12 protein-coding genes are annotated in these 17,767 nt (G+C 69.4%); 9 read left to right on the forward strand and 3 right to left on the reverse strand.

Going from position 1 to position 17,767, the window contains the following annotated elements; translation table 11 throughout:
• Positions 1-32 precede the first annotated feature (32 nt).
• Both ACI2JZ_RS10545 and ACI2JZ_RS10550 read right to left on the reverse strand, forming a co-directional pair.
• Positions 33-1,220 carry an ROK family transcriptional regulator gene (locus ACI2JZ_RS10545; RefSeq protein ID WP_247623116.1) on the reverse strand — a complete coding sequence of 396 codons (1,188 nt, stop codon included), beginning with the start codon at positions 1,218-1,220 and terminating at the stop codon, positions 33-35.
• Positions 1,221-1,294: 74 nt separating this feature from the next.
• Entirely contained in the window at positions 1,295-4,633 is a 3,339-nt protein-coding gene (locus ACI2JZ_RS10550) for a family 20 glycosylhydrolase (RefSeq protein WP_404597479.1), read from the reverse strand.
• Positions 4,634-4,658: 25 nt separating this feature from the next.
• Between ACI2JZ_RS10550 and ACI2JZ_RS10555 the strand changes: the two genes are divergently transcribed.
• Complete coding sequence (locus ACI2JZ_RS10555; RefSeq protein WP_247623118.1) at positions 4,659-5,063, forward strand: RidA family protein; 405 nt, start codon at positions 4,659-4,661, stop codon at positions 5,061-5,063.
• Positions 5,064-5,153: 90 nt separating this feature from the next.
• On the forward strand, positions 5,154-6,620 hold the full coding sequence (locus ACI2JZ_RS10560; protein WP_404597480.1) for a L,D-transpeptidase family protein: 1,467 nt from the start codon (positions 5,154-5,156) through the stop codon (positions 6,618-6,620).
• Positions 6,621-6,719: 99 nt separating this feature from the next.
• Here ACI2JZ_RS10560 and ACI2JZ_RS10565 read toward each other — a convergent pair whose 3' ends face one another.
• Positions 6,720-8,939 (reverse strand): NADP-dependent isocitrate dehydrogenase, encoded by a 2,220-nt coding sequence (locus ACI2JZ_RS10565; RefSeq protein WP_247955750.1) that lies wholly within the window; start codon positions 8,937-8,939, stop codon positions 6,720-6,722.
• Between the two features lie 117 nt (positions 8,940-9,056).
• Between ACI2JZ_RS10565 and ACI2JZ_RS10570 the strand changes: the two genes are divergently transcribed.
• The 7 genes from ACI2JZ_RS10570 to ACI2JZ_RS10600 all read left to right on the forward strand — a co-directional run bounded on the left by ACI2JZ_RS10570 (position 9,057) and on the right by ACI2JZ_RS10600 (position 17,749).
• On the forward strand, positions 9,057-9,515 hold the full coding sequence (locus tag ACI2JZ_RS10570) for an N-acetyltransferase (RefSeq protein ID WP_247623121.1): 459 nt from the start codon (positions 9,057-9,059) through the stop codon (positions 9,513-9,515).
• Positions 9,516-9,716: 201 nt separating this feature from the next.
• Positions 9,717-10,730: a LacI family DNA-binding transcriptional regulator gene (locus ACI2JZ_RS10575; protein ID WP_404597481.1), complete on the forward strand. Its 1,014-nt coding sequence runs from the start codon at positions 9,717-9,719 to the stop codon at positions 10,728-10,730.
• A gap of 130 nt (positions 10,731-10,860) precedes the next feature.
• Positions 10,861-12,168, forward strand: a complete 1,308-nt coding sequence (locus ACI2JZ_RS10580; RefSeq protein ID WP_247623123.1) for an ABC transporter substrate-binding protein — start codon at positions 10,861-10,863, stop codon at positions 12,166-12,168.
• A 58-nt stretch (positions 12,169-12,226) separates the two neighbouring features.
• A complete protein-coding gene (locus tag ACI2JZ_RS10585; protein ID WP_247624718.1) occupies positions 12,227-13,192 on the forward strand; it encodes a carbohydrate ABC transporter permease in 966 nt (321 codons plus the stop codon).
• Positions 13,192-14,079: a carbohydrate ABC transporter permease gene (locus tag ACI2JZ_RS10590; protein ID WP_247623124.1), complete on the forward strand. Its 888-nt coding sequence runs from the start codon at positions 13,192-13,194 to the stop codon at positions 14,077-14,079. Before ACI2JZ_RS10585 ends, ACI2JZ_RS10590 begins: the two co-directional genes overlap by 1 nt.
• Positions 14,079-16,313 (forward strand): alpha-xylosidase, encoded by a 2,235-nt coding sequence (gene yicI / locus ACI2JZ_RS10595; RefSeq protein ID WP_404597482.1) that lies wholly within the window; start codon positions 14,079-14,081, stop codon positions 16,311-16,313. Before ACI2JZ_RS10590 ends, yicI begins: the two co-directional genes overlap by 1 nt.
• Entirely contained in the window at positions 16,310-17,749 is a 1,440-nt protein-coding gene (locus tag ACI2JZ_RS10600; RefSeq protein WP_404597483.1) for a GH1 family beta-glucosidase, read from the forward strand. Before yicI ends, ACI2JZ_RS10600 begins: the two co-directional genes overlap by 4 nt.
• Positions 17,750-17,767: the final 18 nt, after the last annotated feature.

The raw sequence follows: 17,767 nt of genomic DNA on the forward strand, positions 1-17,767 counted from the left end.
CTCCGGGATGCCGGGGCTCGGGGTCGTACGGGTCACGAGACTCCCAGCTGGCCCGAGAGCACCATCACCGCGGCTCCGCGGAGGACGATGTCGTCCTGCACGGTGAGGCGGATGAGAGCGTCCTCGAACACGCCTTCCAGCGTGCGGGCGTGCAGGGTCTCGACGGCCGCGTCGATGAGGATGCCGTCGAGCAGGTCGGCGGGACCCGAGAGCACGACCTCCGAGAGGTCGAGGGCGGCGACGATCGGGGCGATGGCGATCGCCATGCGGGTGCCGGCGTCGCGGAGGATCTCGTCGCGGGCCGACGGGTCGGCGGCGACGGCCTCGCTCAGGCGCGTCTCGCTCAGCCATGCCTCCAGGCATCCGTCCTTCCCGCAGGCGCAGCGCGGCCCCCCGTCGGTGCCGACCGTGACGTGACCGATCTCACCGGCGGCGAAGCGGCTGCCGAGCAGCGGCTGGCTGCCGGTGATGAGACCGGCGCCGACACCGCGGCCGATCTTGATGAGCATGAAGTCGGCCTTCGCCTCGCCGAAGGTGTACTCGGCCAGCACGGCGGCGTTGGCGTCGTTGCGGGCGAGCACGGGGAGGTCGAGGTCGGCGCCGAGCTTGGCCTCGAGGGGGAAGCTCGTCCAGCCCAGGTTCGGCGAGCTCAGCACGATGCCGTCGGGGCGCACGACACCGGGGGTGCCGATGCCGACGCCGAGCAGCGGGCGCGTCGAGGCGGCGACCAGCGAGCGTGCGAGCTCGAGCGTGGCGGCGTAGGCCGCGTCGCCGTCGGCGGACTCGGGCCGGGGCACCTCGCGGCGCTCGAGCACGTCGCCGTCGAGGCTGAGCACGGCTCCGATGAACGCGTGCGGTCCCGAGAGGTCGAGTCCGAGGATCTGGTGGCCGACGCGGTCGATGTCGATGAGGATCGGCGGCTTGCCGGGACCGGCGGTCTCGCGCACGCCCATCTCGATGACGATCCCGTCGGCGATGAACTCCGCCACGAGGTCGGAGATGGTGACTCGCGTCAGGCCCGTCTCACGCGAGAGGTCCGCTCGGCTCATCGCGCCGGCGTGGTACAGCGTCTGCAGCACGAGGGCACGATTGTGGCCGCGCGCGTGCTCGGGGAGGACCTTCGACCGCGAGCGCAGGTGGCGGCCGGGTCCGAAGGCGTGCGTATTCGCATCGACGTACTCCGACGACGATGCGGGGCGCTGTTCATCCGACACGGACATGTTTGTTAGTAGACCTTACGAACATAATTTACGCAACCCCGCTCGCCGAGCGAGTCCGCGAGGTTACCGAAACGTTACTTCTGTGTGACGGCCTCGTCGGGAGCCGTTTCCGCCCCCGTGACGAGGCGTGCGACGAGGCCCGCGACGATCTGCTCGCGGGCCTCGATCGTCATCGGTTTGCCCGGCACGCCGGGTCGCCGCTGCACGGGCGAGGGACCGTCAGGGGAACGGTACCGCACCCTGGCGGCCGCGAGGCGCCGCAGGTGCGTGGGGAGCCGGCGCGCGAAGTCGTCGAACGGCGCGGGATCCCCACCCTCCCAGAGCCGCTCGGCGATCGCCGCGAGGCGCGGGAACATCGCGAAATCCACACGGTCCCGCGTGGGCAGGTGCTCTGTCCAGACGTTCGCCTGCCCGCCGACCGCGCCCTCCTCGATCCGCAGCGAGTAGCTGCGCTCGATGGTCAGCGGCGGCCCGACGCGGATGGGCTCCTCGGCCGAATCCGCCTGCGCGTAGTCGAGGTACACCTCGAGGTCGGGACAGGCGATGACCGGGATGCCGCGGCGCACCGCTTCGCGCATCGCCACGGGGCCGCGCCAGGCGAGGATGCGCACTCCCTCGGGAACATCGCCCTCGAGCACCTCGTCCCAGGCGAGCGCGGTGCGACCGCGGCTCCGCACGTGAGCGGCGAAGTGCGCGGTGAACCAAGGCTGCACGTCGTGCGGGTCGGCGAGACCGAGCTCGGCCATGCGCGCCTGCGCCGCCGGGCTCTCCGCCCATTCGGTGACCGGTACCTCGTCGCCGCCGATGCCGATCCACTCCGCGTCGAACACGTCGCAGAGCGCATCGATGGCCGCCCTCCCGAACGCGAGCGATGCTTCGGTGGGCGCGAGCGTGCGCGGGTTCACTCCGAAGCGCTCCCAGGGGCCGGTGATCGGCTCACCCACGTCGACGTTGCCGAGTTCGGGGTAGGCCGAGAGAGCCGCCTGGATGTGACCGGGCAGCTCGACCTCCGGAACCAGCGTGACGAAGCGCTCCGCCGCGTAGGCGACGAGTTCGCGCAGCTCGGCCTGCGTGTAGAAGCCCTCGTGCACACCCGGCTCCACGGTCGCGAGCGGGCCGTGGCCGCGCTGCGTGGCCTCGCGCCGTGCACCGATCCCGGTCAGACGGGGATATCCCGGCACCTCGAAGCGCCAGCCCTGGTCATCGGTGAGGTGCAGGTGGAGCACGGTGAGGTGGTGATCGGCGAGGAGGTCGATGAGGCGGCGTACGTCGTCGGCCGGACGGAAGTGCCGGGCGACGTCGAGCATCGCCCCGCGCCAGCCGTACGCCGGCGAGCCCTGCCAGACGCCGGCCGGGATCACGGCGTCCGCCTCCGCCTCCGCATCGGGATCGCGCAGCTGACGCAGCACGGTCGCGCCGCGGAAGACGCCGGCCGGTGTCGCGCCGACGATCTCGATCCCCCCGGCATCGACCGACAGGCGGAAGGCCTCGGCGCCGATGCGCCCCTCGGAATCGGGAGCCTCGGCCAGCGCGGCATCGACGCGGAGTCGGATGGCGGGAACCGCCTCACCCCGGTCCTCCGCCCGTTCGCCGCCGCCGAGCCGGCGGATCGCGGCGACCAGGTCGTCCGCTCCGACGACCGGCGTGCGCGTGGACCACCGGAACCCCGGCGCGTTCTCGTCGATGCGCGCGGCGATCCGGGGCACGGTCGCGCGGTGGGGCGCCGGCGGCATGCGCAGCGCCCGACCGGGGGTGGCGCCCGTGACCGCGCCGTCCGCCACGACCGGCACTCCCCCGACCAGCACCTCGACCACGCCCACGGGCGGCTCGAGAGGAGACTCGAACGTGGCCCCCGCGGCGATCGTCCGTGCGTCGAAGAGGACGAGGTCGGCGGTCGCCCGCTCGCGGATCACGCCTCGGGGCGCATCGCCGCGGTCGAGGCCGAGGCGCTGCGCGGGTGTACCCGACAGATGCCGCACGCCCTCCTCGAGCGTGAGGATGCCGAGCTCGCGCACGTAGTGACCCAGATAGCGGGCGAAGGTGCCGCGTCCCCGCGGGTGAGGTCGCGCACCGATCAGGATGCCGTCGCTCCCCGCCGTGTGCCGCGGATGGCGCATGATCGCCTGCACGTTGGCCTCGTCGCCGATGTGCATGAGGATGCCCGTGGCTCCGGCATCCGCGATGATCGTGTCGAGCACCACGTCGACCGCGCGACGACCCTCGGTCGCGGCGATCTCGGCGATGGTGCGTCCCACGAGGTCGCCCAGCTCCGGGTTGGCGGTGCCGGAGATCTGGATCTGCGTCCAGTCCGCCCGCTCCCCGTGGAACCCGTCGCAGCCGATCTCCTCGAGCTCGACCCGCACGCGCTCGCGTCCGGCGTCGTCGAGGTCTGCGAGCGTGCGCAGCAGCGAGCCGGTCTCGGAGAGCCGACTCGGAAGGAGCGCAGCGAGCGTCGTCGCCCCCGGCAGGTAGGGATAGGTGTCGAGCGTCGCATCCACGCCGTCGGCGATCGCCTGATCGATGAGTTCGAGAAGGTCGCCTGCGCGCCCACGGTTCGGGGCGAAGTTCATGGTCGCGTGCGTGAGGTGGATCGGGCACCCGGTGCGCCGGCCGATGTCGAGCGCCTCACGATAGGCATCGAGCGCGGATCCGCCGTAGCTGCGCGTGTGCGGGGCCCAGTATCCGCCGCGTTCGGCCACGACCCGGCACAGCGCCTCGAGCTCGTCGGTGTCGGCGTACATCCCCGGCGTGTAGGTGAGACCGCTCGACATGCCGAAGGCGCCCGCGTCGAGGCAGTCGGCGAGCAGCGCGCACATCCGAGCGGTCTCGTCGCTCGTCGCCGGACGGTTCTCGTGACCCACCACGATCATCCGCAGGTTGCCCTGCGGCACCAGCATCGCGGCGTTCGCGACGGATGCGCGATCGATCGCGTCGAGCAGATCGGCGACGGTTCGCCACGGCGCGGTGGTCGGCCCGTTCCAGCCGGCGATCTGCGCGGCGATCACGGGTGCGGTCGCGTCGTCGAGCGGCGCGTAGCCGAGTCCGTCCTGGCCGATGACCTCGGTGGTGACCCCCTGCAGGATCTTCGCGTCGTGCGCGGCGCCGGCGAGCACCGCGAGGTCGCTGTGGGCGTGCATGTCGATGAACCCCGGTGCGAGCACGAGTCCGCGGGCGTCGACCTCGATCGCCCCCTCGGGCAGCACGAGGGTCGGCGACTCCGCGCCCTCCCGCACCACCGCGACCACGCGCGCGCCCTCGACCGCGACGTCGGCGACGAAGCGATCCGCACCCGTGCCGTCGACCACGGTCGCCCCACGGTACACGCGCACTTGACCCTGCGCGGCCTTGTCGGCGCTGAGCACCAGGGCCTCTCCGGGGGCTCCGTCCACGGCATCCGCAATTTGTTGAGGCATCTAACAAGGCTACTAGGCTGGCCTCATGACTGCGAAGACCCGTATCTCCACCGACGCCGCCCCCGCTCCCGCCCACACCTTCTCGCAGGGCGTGCGCAAGGGCCCCTTCGTCCAGGTCTCCGGCCAGGGCCCGGTCGACGCCGTGACCAACGAGTACCTCTACCCCGGTGACGTCGCGGCGCAGACGACCCGCACGCTCGAGAATGTCAAAGCGATCGTCGAGGCCTCCGGCGCGACGTTCGATGACGTCGTCATGCTGCGCGTGTACCTCACCAAGCGCGAGGACTTCCCGATCATGAACGACGCCTACGGCGCATTCGTCGAAGCGCACACCACGAGCGGTGTGCTGCCCTCGCGCACCACGGTCTTCACGGGCCTGCCGCGCGAGGAGATGCTCGTCGAGATCGACGGCATCGCGATCGTCGAGTGATTCTCACGGGGAGGCCACGGGCGACCGTTGCCTCCCCGTTATATGCTCTCCGGTACTCTTGTCAAAGACGGCACGTTAGATAACCGGGGGGTGAAGTTCGTGACGGATGTGATCTCGACTCACGAGGCTGCGACAGAAGCGCTCGACGGAGCGCCGACCGCGGCGGAGTCCGAGCCGCCCACGGGCGAGCAGCCCCTCGCGTGGGCTCCGAACGAACCGGCCCCCAAGAAGCGCCGCCTGGGCCTCTGGATCGGCCTCGGCCTCGGCGTCGTGGCCATCGGCGCCGGTGCGGCCTCGATGATCCTCATCGCCCCCGGCACCACGGTCGCCGGCATCAACGTCGGGTGGATGACGCCCGGAGCGGCGAACGACGCGATCGAGTCGCACCTCGCCGACACGCAGATCACTCTCACCGGAGCAGGCGACGGCACGGTGCTCACCGGCAGCGATCTGGGCATCGCCCTCGACGGCGAAGCGCTCAGCAACCAGGCCTTCGCCGAGCGTCCGATGTGGAACCTCGGCGCCTGGATGGGCGAGCCGATCGCCGGAGACATCACGCTCGACGCTGCGACGGCCACCAGCGCCCTGCGCGACGCCGTGCCCTCCAGCTTCGTCGACCCCACCGATGCGGGCGTCACCTTCGACGCCGCCAGCGGAACATACGTCACGACCCCCGCCGAGGCCGGCACCGCGATCGACGTCGACGCCCTCACGGCCGCGATCATCGACACCGTCGCCGCCGGCGGCTCGAACGTCGAGTTCTCGGGCGACCCGACCGAGGCCGCGGCCGCCGTCACCGACGACGACGCCGCGACCACCGCCGCCTCGCTGAACACCCTGCTCGGCACCGCCGGGTTCTACGTGGGCGAGGAGCGCACCGTGCCGCTCACGGCCGACGTCGTCGCCTCGTGGCTCACCGTCACCGACGAGGGCGGCCAGCTGGCCGTCTCGGCCGACGCCGCGGAGATCCAGAAGACCGTCGACCTGCTGCCCGGGATCGTCGACCGCGCACCCGTGAACGCGAGCAACATCGTCGACTCGGCCGGCAATGTGCTCCGCTCCGAGACCGAGGGCGTCACCGGACGCACGATCGGCGAGACGACCGGCATCGCCGACGACGTCGCCGCCAAGATCGAGGCGGGCGACGGGGTGTTCCCGCTCGCGGTCTCCGAGGTGCCGTTCGAGTCGGTGAACCTCTACCGCCACATCGACATCAACCTCAGCACGCAGCGCGCCACGCTCTACGAGAACGACCAGGTCGTCAACAGTTGGCTGGTGTCGACGGGCCTTCCCGGCACCCCCACACCGACGGGCGAGTTCAAGGTCTTCGCACACACCCGCATGCAGGACATGGGCTGCTACGAGGGCGCCCCGTACTGCACCGAGGACGTCCCGTGGATCACCTGGTTCACGACCAACATCGGGTTCCACGGCACCTACTGGCACAACAACTACGGCAACCGGATGAGCCACGGCTGCGTCAACCTGCCGATCGACCTCGCGAAGTACGTCTACGACTGGTCGCCGGTCGGCCTCGAGGTCTCGGTCCACAACTGACCGACGCGGTCCGCGTCTGATCCGGGATCACTCCCGAACACGAGCGGATACGACGAAGGGGCGGATGCCGAAGCATCCGCCCCTTCGTCGTATCCGCGATCAGTTCAGCGCGTCGATGATCCCGTTCAGGGTGGCCGACGGACGCATGACCGCCGCCACGAGCGCGTCGTCGGGGCGGTAGTACCCCGCGATCTCGACGGGCGAGCCCTGCACCGCGTTGAGCTCGGCGACGATGGTCTGCTCGTTCTCGGTCAGTGCCGCGGCGATGGGCGCGAAGGCCCCAGCGAGCTCGGCATCCTTCGTCTGCTTCGCCAGCTCCTGCGCCCAGTACAGGCCGAGGTAGAAGTGGCTGCCGCGGTTGTCGATCGTGCCGAGCGCGCGACCCGGGGAACGGTCCTCCTCGAGGAAGGTTCCGGTCGCGGCGTCGAGGGTCTCGGCGAGCACACGGGCCTTCTCGTTGCCCGTGCGGTCGGCGAAGTGCTCGAGCGAGGCCGCCAGCGCGAAGAACTCGCCGAGCGAGTCCCAGCGCAGGTAGTTCTGCTCGACGAGCTGCTGCACGTGCTTGGGCGCGGAGCCACCGGCACCCGTCTCGAACAGCCCACCACCGGCGAGCAGCGGAACGATCGAGAGCATCTTGGCGCTCGTGCCCACTTCGAGGATCGGGAACAGGTCGGTGAGGTAGTCGCGCAGCACGTTGCCCGTCACCGAGATGGTGTCGAGTCCGTGACGCATGCGCGCGAGCGTGTAACGCGTGGCCTCCTCGGGGGCGAGGATCGTCAGCGTCAGGCCGTGCGTGTCGAGCAGCGCGAGACCTTGGTGCACCTTGGCGATGATCTGGGCGTCGTGCGAGCGGTTCGCATCGAGCCAGAAGACCGCCGGGTCGCCGGTCGCGCGAGCGCGGGTGACCGCGAGCTTGACCCAGTCCATGACCGCGATGTGCTTGGTCTGCGTCGCGCGCCAGATGTCTCCGGCCTCGACCTCGTGCTCGATGAGCGCGTTGCCCTCGCCGTCGAGGATCTGCACGACACCGGCCGCGGGGATCTCGAAGGTCTTGTCGTGGCTGCCGTACTCCTCGGCCGCCTGCGCCATGAGACCGACGTTCGGCACGGTGCCGATCGTGGCGGGGTCGAGCGGGCCGTTCGCGATCACGTCGTCGATGACGGCCTGGTACACGCCGGCGTACGACGAGTCGGGGATGACCGCGAGGGTGTCGTCCTCGCCGCCGTCCTGGCCCCACAGCTTGCCGCCGTTGCGCACGAGGGCGGGCATCGAGGCGTCGACGATCACGTCGCTGGGCACGTGCAGGTTGGTGATCCCCTTGTCGGAGTTCACGTACGACAGGCGCGGACCCTCGGCGATGGCCTTGTCGAAGGCCGCGGCGATCGCGGTTCCGTCGGCGACATCGGCGAGACCGGACAGGATCGAGCCGAGACCGTCGTTCGGACGCAGACCCGCCTCGGCGAGCTGCGTGCCGTAGGTCGCGAACACGTCGGCGAAGAAGGCCTTCACGACGTGGCCGAAGATGATCGGGTCGCTGACCTTCATCATCGTGGCCTTGAGGTGCACCGAGTAGAGCACGTCATCGGCCTTGGCCTGGGCGAGGGTCTCGGCGAGGAAGGCGTCGAGAGCCGCGGCCGAGAGGAAGGTCGCGTCGATGATCTCGCGCGGCAGGACCTTGAGGCCCTCCTTGAGGACGGTGACGGTGCCGTCGGCGGCCGTGTGGCGGATGCTCAGCACGTCGTCGGATGCCGCGACCCACGATTTCTCGTTGGACTTGAAGTCGTCGTGGCCCATCGTCGCGACGCGGGTCTTCGACCCCTCGGCGAAGGCCTTGTTGCGGTGCGGGTGCTTCTTGGCGTAGTTCTTCACCGCGAGGGGCGCGCGGCGGTCGCTGTTGCCCTCGCGCAGCACCGGGTTCACGGCGGAGCCCTTGATGCGGTCGTAGCGCGCGCGCACGTCCTTCTCGTCGAGCGAGGTCGGGTCGTCGGGGAAGTCCGGGATGTCGTATCCGGCCTTCTGCAGCTCGGCGATCGCCGCCTTGAGCTGCGGGATGGATGCCGAGATGTTCGGCAGCTTGATGATGTTCGCCTCGGGCAGCGTGGCGAGGCCTCCGAGCTCGGCGAGCGCGTCGCCCACCTGCTGCTCGGGCGTGAGCTTCTGCGGGAAGGCCGCGAGGATGCGGCCGGCGAGCGAGATGTCCCTGGTCTCGACCTCGATGCCCGCCTGACCGGTGTAGGCCGTGATGATCGGCAGGAGCGAGGCGGTGGCGAGCGCCGGTGCCTCGTCGGTGTAGGTGTAGATGATGGCGTCGTCAGTCACCGGATGATCTCCGTTCACAAGGGCGATTTGTCTCGATACCAAGATACCCGCAACGCTGTGGGAGAAATCTCGACCCGATCGAGTGTGCGCGTGGGCGCGAGGGGCTAGCCTGGGGTCATGTCCGAACTGCGCATGGTCGAACTCTCCGCTGCGACGATCGTCGCCGTGAACAACATGTCGCTCAAGCCCGGGCAGGAGCAGTTCCTCGCTCCGGTCTCGTACGGGATCGCGGCGACCGTCATCAACCCGGCCACGTCGTGGCAGCGGGTCGTCCTCGACGGCGATGCCGTCGTGGGCTTCGTGAGCGCCAACTTCGATCCCGAGGCCCCGGAGGATCACTTCCGCTCGGTGCTGTGGCGCATCAACGTCGACGCCGACGACCAGGGTCGCGGCGTCGGCCGGTTCGCCGTCGAGAAGTTGCTCGAGGAAGCCCGCTCCCGCGGTCTCGACCATGTCGATGTGATCTACGAGGCCGGAGACGACGGCCCCGAGGCGTTCTTCCTGCGCGTGGGCTTCACGCCCGTCGGCGAGACGGAGTACGGCGAAGTCATCGCCTCGATCCGCATCGCGTCCTGAAGCCGGCGGCGGGGTCTCGAATCCCCTCCCCCATCGAGACCCCGTCGCCTTCGGCCGGGGCGTCGGGCGACCGTGCCCGCGCGCGTCTCCCCCGGCGTGACAGAAATATGTTGCGCTCGACCACAAACCGTGTCTATCATCGCTGAAGAAGCCTGAGCGAAGCGCTTCGACAATCTCACCCAGAGCGACGATGGAGTCACGATGACGACGATCCACGAGGTGGCCGCTGCCGCCGGTGTCTCGATCAGCACCGTGTCGTACGCGCTCAGCGGCAAGCGTCCCGTGTCGGAGAAGACCCGCCGCCGCATCGAGGACGCGGCGCAGACGCTCGGGTACCAGCCCGATGCCGGCGCCCGGATGCTCGCGGGCCGCCGCACCCACATATTCGCGCTCACCGAGCCGCTGCGCGCCGACACGCACGCCCCCACGCACATGGCGTTCGTGCTGGCCACCGCCGTCGCCGCCCGCCGCCGCGGCTACGACATCCTCCTCCTCACCGACGAGCAGACCTCCGATGGGATGAACCGCGTCGCCGCGTCGAACCTCGTGGATGCGATCCTCGTGCTCGATGTGGCGCCCGACGACGAGCGCGTCGACATCGCCCGCTCGGTGCGCACGCCGACGATCTTCATCGGGCTCCCCGACGATCAGCGCGACCTCACCTGCGTCGACCTCGACTTCGAGGCCGCCGGCCACCTCGCGATCGATCGACTCGCCGACGCCGGCCACACCGCGGTGCACCTCCTCGGCCAGACCGAGGTCTCGTACCGCAAGTCGAACTTCCCCCGCCGACTCCTCCGCGGGGTCGAGGAGCGCGCCGCCGACCGCGACGTCGTCCTGACCTGGACCGCGACCGGAGCCGCTGCCACCGACCCCGCTCTCGTGCGCCGATCGGCCGAAGCGGCTCTCGATGACGGCATCCGCGCGTTCGTCGTGCACGCCGTCGGCGACGTGCACGACGTGCTCCTCGAGGTGCTGGACGAACGCGGCCTCGCGCTCGGCGTCGACGCCTCGGTCATCTCGGCCGCGGCATCCTTCGACACCTCCGTACTCGCAGCGCCGATCGACACCATCCCGCTCGTGCCGCAGCAGTCGTGCGAGCTCGCGGTCGACATCGCCGTGCGCCACCTCGACGAGACGAACGTGCCGCCCGAGATCCACCTCATCGCGCCCGAGTACCACGGCGCGGGTTCCGTCCGACCGCCCCGCGACTGACCTCGCCCTCACACCTCCCTCCCGTATCGCCGAGATCGAAACGCTTCGACGATCACGCGATCGCCACAACTGAACACCCCACCGATGCAGTGTTCGGTCCTCCGGGGCCACCGAGAAAGGAGTGCCGACGATGGCACGCACGACACGCAGGACGAAGACGCTCACCGCCCTGGCGGCTCTCACCGCGACCGGTATCGCGCTGAGCGGCTGCACCGCCGGATCGTCCGACGACGGCGGAGACGGCCAGACCCTCAAGCTCTGGCACTACGAGGGCGCCGACAGCGCCATGGGCAAGGCCTGGGACGAAGCGATCAAGATCTTCGAAGAGGAGACCGGCGCGACGGTCGAGTTCGAGGAGAAGTCGTTCGAGCAGATCCAGAAGACCGCGAGCCAGGTGCTCGACACCGACGCAGCCCCCGACCTGATGGAGTTCAACAAGGGCAACGCGACGGCGGGCTTCCTGGCCTCGACCGGCCTCATCACTGACATCTCCGACGCCGTCGAAGAGTACGGCTGGGACGAGAAGCTCGCCCCGTCGCTGCAGACCACGGCCAAGTACTCCGAAGACGGCGTGATGGGCGGCGACACCTGGTTCGGCGTGCCGAACTACGGCGAGTTCGTCGGCGTCTACTACAACCAGGATGCCTTCGCCGCGGCGGGACTCGAGATCCCCACCACCTACGAGGAGTTCGTCGACGTGCTCGACGCCTTCGTGGCACAGGGCATCACCCCGCTGGCCGAGGCCGGCGCCGAGTACCCGCTCGGCCAGCTCTGGTACCAGCTCGCCCTGCTCGAGGGCGACCGCAGCTTCGTCGACGCCTACCAGCTCTACGACGGAGAGGTCGACTGGCAGGGTCCGGAGATCACCTCCGCGACCGAGACCCTGAAGGAGTACGTCGACAAGGGCTACATCGCCTCCGACGTCTCCTCCGTCAAGGCCGAGGACGCCGGTGTCTCGTTCATCAACGGCACCTCGCCGATCTTCGTGTCGGGCTCGTGGTGGTTCGGCCGCTTCGTCGCCGAGGCCACCGGCTTCGAGTGGACGATGAACGCCTTCCCGGGCGCCGATCTCTCGCTCGGCTCCTCGGGCAACCTCTGGGTAGTTCCCGAGAACGCCGCCAACAAGGAGCTCGCGTACGAGTTCATCGACATCACGATGCGCCCCGAGATCCAGGCGATCATCGGCAACAACGGCGGCCTCCCCGTCGCCGCCGACACCGCCGACATCACCGACGAGAAGAGCGCCGCGCTCATCGAGACGTTCAACGGCGTGCTCGACGCCGACGGCCTGTCGTTCTACCCGGACTGGCCCGCACCCGGCTTCTACGACGTGATCGTGCAGGAGCTGCAGGGTCTGGTCACCGGCGTGCAGGATGCCGAGACCACGAACGCGAACCTCGGCGAGCAGTACGACGAGGGCACCGCCGAATTCCGTTGATCCGCCCGCGGGGGCGGCGCCCGACCGGCGCCGCCCCCGCACCCTCCTGGAGATGAACATGTCACTCGCCACCCGCGAGGGCCGCCGCACCAAGCTGCCGCCCGAAGAACCGTCGATCCCGCAGCGCAGCGGTGGGACCGGGGCCTACTGGATGTACCTGCTCCCCGGCTTCGTGCTGCTGCTCGTGGTCGTCATCGTCCCGCTGATCTGGAACGTGTACCTCACCTTCACGAAGTGGAAGGGCGTACGCACGCCGGAGTTCATCGGTCTCGAGAACTGGCAGAAGATCCTCACCGACAGCGACTTCTGGACCTCCTTCACCAACTCGGTGTGGATGATCCTCGCGATGGTCGTCGTGCCCACGATCATCGGCCTCATGGTCGCCGCCCTCCTGTTCGACGTCGTCGGACGCAAGTTCGGCGGCAAGGTCGGCAGCTTCCTGCGGGCCACCTACTACCTCCCCCAGATCCTTCCGATCGCCGTCGCCGGCATCGTGATCGGCTGGATCGTGCGCCCCGGCGGCGACGGCGCGCTCAACCAGATCCTCGCCTGGTTCGGCATCCCCGCCTACGACTGGCTCGGCCAGATGCCCTCCGCGCTCATCGTGCTGATGGTCGTGATGGTCTGGGTGCAGCTCGGCTACCCCGTCGTGGTGTTCATGGCCGCGCTCCAGCGCGTCGACCCCGAGCTCTACGAGGCGGCCGAACTCGACGGCGCGAACTGGTTCCAGCGCTTCTCGGCGATCACGATGAGCATCATCCGCCCCGAGATCTTCGTCGTCACCCTCACCTGCACCATCGCGGCGCTCAAGGTTTTCGGCCCGGTGTACATCATCACCCGCGGCGGACCGGCGGGGTCCACCCTCGTCCCGGCGTACTACGCCTACCAGGAGTTCTTCACCAAGCGGAACGTGGGCTACGGCGCCACGATCGCGACCGTGCTCACGATCGTCGTGGTCATCGTGTCGATCATCTTCATCCGCGTCCAGAACTCGCTCGAGCGCAAGGAAAGGGCGGGTCTGTGATGCACGCCACCACCGCCATCGTCACCGGCAAGAAGGCCGCGAGCCGTCCGCGCGGCGGCATGACCAAGAAGCGTCCCGTCGACTGGCTCCTGCTGGCGCTCGTCATCGTCGGCGCGCTGCTCGTGATCGCGCCGTTCTACCTCGTGCTAGTGAACTCCTTCAAGTCGCCGCTCGACTACGCGACCTCCGGCCCCCTCGCCTTCCCCGAGACCCTCGACTTCGGTGGGATCATCAAGTTCTGGGAGCGCGTGAACTTCCCCGAGAAGGTCTGGAACTCGATCTTCATCGCCGGCATCGTCTCGGTGCTCGCGGTCGTGATCTCGATGCTCAACGCCTTCGCGATCGGGATCGGACGCGTGCGCGGACGCTCCTGGATCGTGCTGCTCTTCCTGCTCGCGAACCTGCTGCCGCAGGAGGCGCTGCTGTACCCGCTGTACTACATGTTCAAATCGGTCGGCCTGTACGACAACGTCTGGTCGGTCATCATCGTGTTCACGGTGATCCAGGCCGCGTTCGGCACGTACCTGCTGTCGTCGGTGTACGGCACCTTCCCCAAGGAGATCCTCGAGGCCGCCTCGCTCGACGGCGCGACCCGCTGGCAGATCCTGTGGCGCGTCGTCTTCCCGATCAGCCGCCCGACGCTGTCGGTGCTGCTCATCTTCTTCTTCATCTGGACGTGGAACGAGTTCCTCATCCCGCTGACGTTCCTCGCGTCGAACGCCAACCAGACCGTCCCGGTCGCGATCAGCGTGCTGCAGGGCGACCGCCTCATGGACGTCACCACCACGAGCGCCTCGGCCCTGCTGGGCATCATCCCGACGCTCATCTTCTTCCTCATCTTCCAGCGCACCCTCACCCGGGGCATCACGGCAGGAGCAGTCAAGTAATGAAGTTCACCGACGGGTTCTGGCAGCTGCGCCCCGGCGTCACCGCGCTGTACGCGCAGGAGGCGTACGACATCGCCGAGACCACCGAGACCCCCGACGGCCCAGGTCTCGTCATCACCGCTCCGACGATGGTGATCTCCAAGCGCGGCGACACCCTCAACCGGCCCGTGCTCACGACCACCCTCTCCTCCCCCGCCGAGGGCGTGATCCGGGTGCGGATCGCCCACCACACCGGCCGGCGGTGGCACGGCGGCTTCGCCCTCCCCGGTGCCGGTGGTGCCACGGCATCCGTGTCGGTGTCGGACGCCGGCGGCGTCCTCGACGCGGGCTCCCTCGTGGCGACGGTCACCCCCGGTGCCCCGTGGGACCTGTCGTTCGCGGTCGACGGACGCCGGGTCACCGGCAGCGGGCACAAGGCGCAGGGATACGTCCAGCTCGCCGAGGGCGCCCAGGTCGACCCGGGGATCGTGAGCAACGCGCGTCAGGGCGGCGGGATGCCGGCGGCATCCGTCTTCGTGCACGAGCAGCTCGACCTCGGCGTCGGCGAGCAGATCTACGGACTCGGCGAGCGCTTCGGTCCGCTGGTCAAGAACGGCCAGACGGTCGACGTGTGGAACGCCGACGGCGGCACCTCGAGCGAGCAGGCGTACAAGAACGTGCCGTTCCACCTCTCGAGCAGGGGCTACGGCGTACTCGTCAACGATCCGGGACACGTGTCGTACGAGATCGGCTCCGAGGCGGTCGAGCGCGTGCAGTTCTCGGTGTCGGGCGAGCAGCTGGAGTACTTCGTGATCGCGGGGCCCACCCCCAAGGACGTGCTCGGGCGCTACACCGCCCTCACCGGTCGCGCGCCCGTGGTGCCGGCCTGGTCGTACGGACTGTGGCTGTCGACGAGCTTCACGACCGACTACGACGAGCAGACCGTCAACTCCTTCCTCGACGAGATGGCGGCCCGCGAACTGCCCGTGTCGGTCTTCCATTTCGACTGCTTCTGGATGCGCGAGTTCAACTGGTGCGACTTCGAGTGGGACCCGCGGGTGTTCCCCGACCCCGAGGGAATGCTCGGCCGCCTGCACGACAAGGACCTGCGCGTCTGCGTGTGGATCAACCCCTACATCGCCCAGCGCTCCCCCCTGTTCCGCGAGGCGGCCGACCAGGGGTTCCTGGTGAAGCGCGCCGACGGCTCGGTGTGGCAGTGGGACCTCTGGCAGGCGGGCATGGGGCTCGTCGACTTCACGAACCCCGAGGCGACGGCCTGGTACCAGTCGAAACTGCGCGCTCTCGTGGCGCAGGGCGTCGACTGCTTCAAGACCGACTTCGGCGAGCGCATCCCGACCGACGTGGTCTGGGCCGACGGCGCCGACCCCGAGCGCATGCACAACCTCTACACCGACCTCTACAACCGCGCCGTGTACGACGTGCTCACCGAGGCGCGCGGCGAGGGCGATGCCGTGCTCTTCGCCCGCTCGGCGACCGCGGGCGGGCAGAGCATGCCCGTGCACTGGGGCGGCGACTCGACATCGACCTACACGTCGATGGCCGAGACCCTGCGCGGCGGCCTCTCGCTCGCCCTCTCGGGCTTCGCCTTCTGGAGCCACGACATCGGCGGGTTCGAGGGGATGCCGGATGCCGGCGTCTACAAGCGCTGGACAGCGTTCGGCCTGCTCGGCTCCCACTCGCGGTTCCACGGCTCGAGCTCGTATCGGGTGCCGTGGGCGTTCGACGACGAGGCGGTGGAGGTCACGCGTCGCTTCACGCACCTCAAGATGCGCCTCATGCCCTACCTGTACGCGCAGGGCCTCGACGCGGCCGCCACGGGTGTGCCGCTGATGCGGCCGATGGTGCTCGAGTTCCCCGACGACCCGGCGACGGCGTACCTCGACCGCCAGTACATGCTCGGCTCCGACCTGCTCGTGGCCCCCGTGTTCACCGAGGACGGCGAGGTCGAGTTCTACCTGCCGGCCGGTGAGTGGACCTCGCTGCTCACGGGCGAGACGGTGACCGGCGGCGGGTGGCGGCGCGAGCGGCACGGCTTCGATTCGCTCCCCCTGTACGTGCGCCCCGGAACCGTGCTCCCCTGGGGCGCCCGGGTCGATCGACCGGACTACGACTACCATGACGGATTGCAGCTGCGCGTCTTCGCGGGCGGCACCGGCACCGCGGCCGTCACCGTCACGAATCCCGACGGTCGCACCGAGACCTACACGGCCGACCTCGAGGAGATCACCGCATGACCACGCTGTTCACCCCCCGCGACGACTACCGGGGCTCGGGACTCGTCTTCCCCACGGACTTCACGTTCGGGTCGGCGACCGCGTCGTACCAGATCGAGGGAGCCGCCGCCGAGGACGGGCGCACCCCCTCGATCTGGGACACGTTCAGCAAGACCCCCGGCAAGGTGTGGAACGGCGACACGGGAGACGTGGCCTGCGACCATTACCACCGCACCGAGGAGGACCTCGACCTGATGGCCGACCTGGGCCTGCAGGCCTACCGGTTCTCGATCGCGTGGCCGCGCATCGTCCCCACGGTGTCCGGCGGGGTGAACCAGGCCGGCGTCGACTTCTACTCGCGTCTCGTCGACGGGCTGCTCGCCCGCGGCATCCGTCCCGTCGCCACGCTGTACCACTGGGATCTGCCGCAGTACCTCGAGGATGCCGGCGGCTGGACCTCGCGCTCCACGACCGACGCCTTCGAGCGGTACGCCGAGATCATGGGCACGGCCCTGGGCGACCGTGTGCACACGTGGACGACGCTCAACGAGCCGTGGTGCTCGGCCTACCTCGGCTACGGTCAGGGCGGGCATGCACCGGGGCGCCACGAACCGGCATCCGCCCTGTCGGCCGTGCACCACCTCAACCTCGCGCACGGGCGCGCGGTGCAGGCGCTGCGAGCGACCTCGACGGGCGACCCGGACTACTCGGTCACACTGAACTTCCACGTGCTGCGCGGTCAGGGCGACGGTGCCGCCGAGGCGATGCGTCGCATCGACGCCCTCGCGAACCGCGCGTTCACCGGTCCGATGCTGCGCGGCGAGTACCCCGCCGATCTGCTCGACGACACATCCTCCGTCACCGACTGGTCGTTCGTGCAGGAGGGCGACCTCGCCACGATCCACCAGCCGATCGACGTGCTGGGAGTCAACTACTACTCGACCGCGACCGTGCGGCTCTGGGACGGCGTCTCGCCGAAGCAGCAGAACGATGGGCACAAGGGCACCGAGGGCGGCACCGCCTGGCCGGGCAGCGATCAGCTCGTCGAGTTCGTCGAGCAGCCGGGCCCGTACACGGCGATGGGCTGGAACATCGCACCCGAGGGACTCGAGGAGCTGCTCGTGTCACTCTCGGAGCAGTTCCCGGAGCAGGCGCTCATGGTCACCGAGAACGGCGCCGCGTTCGACGACGAGGTCTCGGCCGACGGCACCGTTCCCGACCCGGAGCGCACCGACTACCTGCGTCGGCACTTCACCGCGGCGCACCGGGCTCTCGAGCGCGGCGTCGACCTGCGCGGATACTTCGTCTGGTCGTTGCTCGACAACTTCGAATGGGGCTACGGCTACGCCAAGCGGTTCGGCATCGTGCGGGTCGACTTCGACACGCTCGAGCGCACCGTGAAGGACTCCGGTCACTGGTACCGCGAGCTGGTGCGCACCCGCACGATCGCTCCCTGAGCGAGCACGGTGGGGTCC

The organism is Microbacterium sp. NPDC087868 (assembly GCF_044900755.1).
In the GTDB taxonomy this organism is placed as follows: domain Bacteria; phylum Actinomycetota; class Actinomycetes; order Actinomycetales; family Microbacteriaceae; genus Microbacterium; species Microbacterium galbinum.